Consider the following 3731-nt stretch of genomic DNA (forward strand, 5'->3'; position numbering starts at 1 on the left):
TTGCCGCCTGCAATTCACAGACAGCAAGCCCTTTCAGCTGCTTGAACAATTTTTACTTCAGAATATTGTCTAACTTTTTGGGGTCACTTCACGCGCAGGCCGTCTGCTTTTTGCTGTCTGTTCGGTTTTACATCGTCTCAAAACCGACGATCACGCCGCCACGCTCGGCATAGTAGCTGCAAAGACCACGGCAGGGACGGATCTCAATGTCTGCTTCGGGAAAGTGCCCGCGCAGCGAAGCGGCGAGCGCCTCAGCCGCCTCTGGATTTTCGGCGTGGTGGATGCGCACCTTGCCGCCGTGGTAGTCAGCTTCCAGAAGTTTCTGTACCATCGCCGCGCACGTCTTTTTTTCGCCGCGGCATTTTTCAACGGGCTGGATCGTGCCCTCAAGACTTGCGGTGGCGAGGATCTGAATGCCGAGAATGCCGATGGCGCCCGCGGCGATTTTGCTGACGCGGCCGTTTTGCGCCAGATTGTGCAGGGACTTAAGACTGAAGAAGAGGTGCGTGGTGGCAAGATATTCCTGCACCTTTTCGCAGATCACATCGAAGGGGAGACCCTTGGCGTGCAGCTCTGCGAGCTTCTCTGCGAGCAACTGCATCTCCGGTCCCGTGCTCAGCGTGTCAAAGATGTGAATTTTGACCTCGGGATGCGACTGGAGATACACGTCGCGCGCGGCCATGGCCGAGGCACAGGTGCCGGACAGGCTGCTTGTGATGGTAATGACGAAAATCTCATCCGCGCCCTCGAACGCCTTGAGCCAGCCGTCGAGGCTGGGGCAGGCCGTGCTGGATTTGCCGTTGTGGGCCGCGAGATAGTCGAGCAGCTCGTGTGTGTCGAGCGTTTCATCGTCCACGAAGTCGCGCTCGCCGGCGCGGATGGTCATGGGCACGCTCTGATAGGTTACGCCCTCCAGCATCGTGAGGTTGGCAGAGGAGTCGGCGATCAGTTTCATCATGGGGAAGCCTCCAAAAAAATAATCGGTTATTCAAAAACCTGTTGTCAGGTGAAATTATCTTTGACTACAATACAACGATTTTCAATAACTGTCAATCGGTTTTTGAAAAACTTATTGACATTTTTTTCACCAAAGTTTAAGATGATGAAAACGCAGTTTGAACGGAGGAGCAGCTATGGACGAAAATATGCGCAGCCGTCTGGCGGAGTCTGTCCGAAGCTTTCATATCCCGCGGCTCGGGGAGATCCCCGACGTGGGGCTGTATCTCGAACAGGTGACGCGTTATGTCAATCAATCCATCACGGGATGCGGGCTCAGTCCCATCACGGCCTCGATGGTCAGCAATTATGTTAAGCAGAAGATCATCCCCGGGCCAGAGAAAAAGGCCTACGGTGCGGAGAGCATTGCGTACCTCATCTTTGTCTCGTGCATCAAGAGCGTCGTCGCGATGGACGACATCCGCGCGCTGATCGGCATTCAGCACGAGACCTACGATCTGCCGACCGCTTATCACTACTTCTGCGAGGAATTTGAAAATCTCATCCGCTATGTCTTCGGCGCGAGCGACCATCTTGCAAGCGTCGGACAGGACGAGTCGGATGAAAAGGAACTGCTGCGCTCGGCACTTTTAAGCGTGACGCACAAGCTCTATCTCGACGCCTATCTGCGGCTGCTGAGGCAAGACGCGGAGCGCGCACAAAAGGAAACAGAGGAAGCGCAATGACCGTTGAACAGTTTGTCATGGCCTACGGCGCGGAGCAGGACCGTCTGCGCGCCCTGCTGACGGAGGGCTTTGCCTCGCTGCGGCCGGTGCTGCGCATCAACGCGGAGGTGCGCGACGGCAAAACGGGGGCTCTCGAGTTCAACACTGCCGCGGAAAAAGCCGACAATCGCGGCTGAGTCAACATCGGTCGCTGGGACGATGTTCCCTTTACGAAGGACGGCAAAAAGACGACCTTCACGCTGCCGGAGCTGACGATCTCGTTCACCGGCGTCGGCATCGAGGGCGACTGCCCTGCGGAAAAGGACAACGTAGGCTGCTATTACTTGAAAGACGGTACGTTTACGCTCGTGCCCGCGGAGAAGATCACAGCAAACAAGGAATTCTGCGACTGTGAATTCGCCTGGCGCTTTGCAGGCGGCGCGCACGGTGTCAGCCTTGGCAAAACGCTGCCCGCCATCCCCGAAGAGGAGACGACGCACTATGAAAAGGCGGCTTTCACGGTCGAAAATGCCGCCGTCATCCCCTGCATGCAGGTGTTGGGGGCCTATCAGGTGACGTTCGAGCGCTGATTTTTGAAAAAGGGCTTGCATTTTTGCCCGCGCTTTGCTATACTGCGCAATCGGGAATGAGGTTCTCCCACGGCACTGCCGAAACCGCTTTTTTGAGCTGATGACTTCTGTGATTTTGAACGGTCACAGGGGGCATCAGCTTTTTTGTGTCCGGAGGAGGAAATTTATGTTAACTTCACTCGCACTCATCTTTTTGGTCGGTCTTGCGCTGGCCGCACTGTGTCAGAAGCTGAAGCTGCCGCGCATCATCGGCATGCTGGCGACGGGCATCCTGCTGGGGCCGTGCGTGCTCAACGTGCTGGACGGCTCGATTTTGTCGATCTCAGCCGACCTGCGCAAGCTCGCGCTCGTTATTATCCTGCTCAAGGCGGGACTGTCGCTCGATTTGGGCGACCTCAAAAAGGTCGGCCGTCCGGCAATCCTGATGTCGTGCCTGCCCGCAACGTGCGAGATCATCGGTTATGTGATGCTCGCGCCGTGCTTTCTTGGCATCACGCGCGTGGAGGCGGCGGTCATGGGCTCGGTGCTCGCGGCGGTGTCGCCCGCGGTCGTCGTGCCGCGCATGGTGCAGCTGATGGAAAGCGGCCGCGGAACGGACAAGAGCATCCCGCAGATGATTCTGGCCGGCGCATCGTGCGACGATATCTTCGTCATTGTGCTGTTTACAACGTTTCTGCACACGGCGCAGGGCGGCAGCGCCAACGCCGCGGACTTTTTGAGCATCCCTGCGTCGATCGTGCTCGGCGTTGCGCTGGGTGCGCTTGTCGGGTGGTTGCTCAGCCACTTTTTCGAGACTGCCTATGCCCGATCGCACTGCATCCGCAACAGCATGAAGGTCATCATCGTGCTGGGGGTCTCGCTGCTGCTCATCGCGGCGGAGGGCTGGCTCGAGGGCATCGTGCCGGTGTCGGGCCTGCTCGCGGTCGTCAGCATGGCGTGCTTACTTAAGATGAAGTGCACGCCGTTCGTTGCCAAGCGGCTCTCTGAAAAATTCGGCAAGCTCTGGCTGGCGGCGGAGGTCATTTTGTTCGTCCTCGTCGGAGCGGCGGTCGATATCCGCTATATGGCGGGCGTGGGCCTTGCGGCGGTCGGCATGATCTTCTCGGCGCTCATTTTCCGCGCCGTGGGTGTGTGCCTTTGCCTTGTTAGAACGCCGCTCACGCCGAAAGAGAGGCTTTACTGCGTGTTTGCCTATCTTCCCAAGGCGACGGTGCAGGCGGCCATCGGCTCGGTGCCGCTTGCGGCGGGGCTGCCCTGCGGCAGCATCGTGCTGTCAGTCGCGGTGCTCGGCATCGTCATCACCGCGCCGCTCGGGGCGTTTTTGATGGACGCGAGCGCGCCGAAGCTGCTGAGTAAAGCGGAGGAATAAAGAAAAGGACTTGGACGCTTTGAACTGCACCCCATTTGTTAGACAGTATGGTATACTATCTAACAAGTGGGGTGTTTTGCTATGCCAAAAGGAGTACCAAACAAACGATAT

5 protein-coding genes and 1 riboswitch are annotated in these 3731 nt (G+C 57.6%); of the genes, 4 read left to right on the forward strand and 1 reads right to left on the reverse strand.

Annotated features, from left to right (window positions below):
- Positions 1-127 precede the first annotated feature (127 nt).
- Positions 128-958, reverse strand: a complete 831-nt coding sequence (locus tag NI20_RS0103935; protein ID WP_033120152.1) for a DegV family protein — start codon at positions 956-958, stop codon at positions 128-130.
- 175 nt (positions 959-1133) lie between these two features.
- Between NI20_RS0103935 and NI20_RS0103940 the strand changes: the two genes are divergently transcribed.
- The 4 genes from NI20_RS0103940 (at position 1134) to NI20_RS0103955 (ending at position 3620) form a co-directional block, all read left to right on the forward strand.
- The gene (locus NI20_RS0103940; RefSeq protein WP_033120153.1) at positions 1134-1682 is read left to right on the forward strand and encodes a DUF1836 domain-containing protein; all 549 of its coding nucleotides are present in this window, start codon (positions 1134-1136) and stop codon (positions 1680-1682) included.
- Entirely contained in the window at positions 1679-1858 is a 180-nt protein-coding gene (locus NI20_RS0103945; protein WP_033120154.1) for a hypothetical protein, read from the forward strand. Before NI20_RS0103940 ends, NI20_RS0103945 begins: the two co-directional genes overlap by 4 nt.
- A 147-nt stretch (positions 1859-2005) precedes the next feature.
- Positions 2006-2251 carry a hypothetical protein gene (locus NI20_RS0103950; RefSeq protein WP_033120155.1) on the forward strand — a complete coding sequence of 82 codons (246 nt, stop codon included), beginning with the start codon at positions 2006-2008 and terminating at the stop codon, positions 2249-2251.
- Between the two features lie 43 nt (positions 2252-2294).
- Positions 2295-2368: riboswitch (Fluoride riboswitch) on the forward strand.
- 49 nt (positions 2369-2417) lie between these two features.
- Positions 2418-3620 (forward strand): sodium:proton antiporter, encoded by a 1203-nt coding sequence (locus NI20_RS0103955; protein ID WP_033120156.1) that lies wholly within the window; start codon positions 2418-2420, stop codon positions 3618-3620.
- The last annotated feature ends 111 nt before the right edge of the window (positions 3621-3731 follow it).

The organism is Oscillibacter sp. ER4, from assembly GCF_000765235.1.
In the GTDB taxonomy this organism is placed as follows: Bacteria; Bacillota; Clostridia; order Oscillospirales; family Oscillospiraceae; genus Hominicoprocola; species Hominicoprocola fusiformis.

Bases quoted from the DNA above. Each gene is read 5' to 3' on its own strand.
- NI20_RS0103940 (WP_033120153.1), top strand. From the start codon at position 1,134: ATGGACGAAAATATGCGCAGCCGTCTGGCGGAGTCTGTCCGAAGCTTT.
- NI20_RS0103935 (WP_033120152.1), bottom strand. From the start codon at position 958: ATGATGAAACTGATCGCCGACTCCTCTGCCAACCTCACGATGCTGGAG.
- NI20_RS0103955 (WP_033120156.1), top strand. From the start codon at position 2,418: ATGTTAACTTCACTCGCACTCATCTTTTTGGTCGGTCTTGCGCTGGCC.
- NI20_RS0103945 (WP_033120154.1), top strand. From the start codon at position 1,679: ATGACCGTTGAACAGTTTGTCATGGCCTACGGCGCGGAGCAGGACCGT.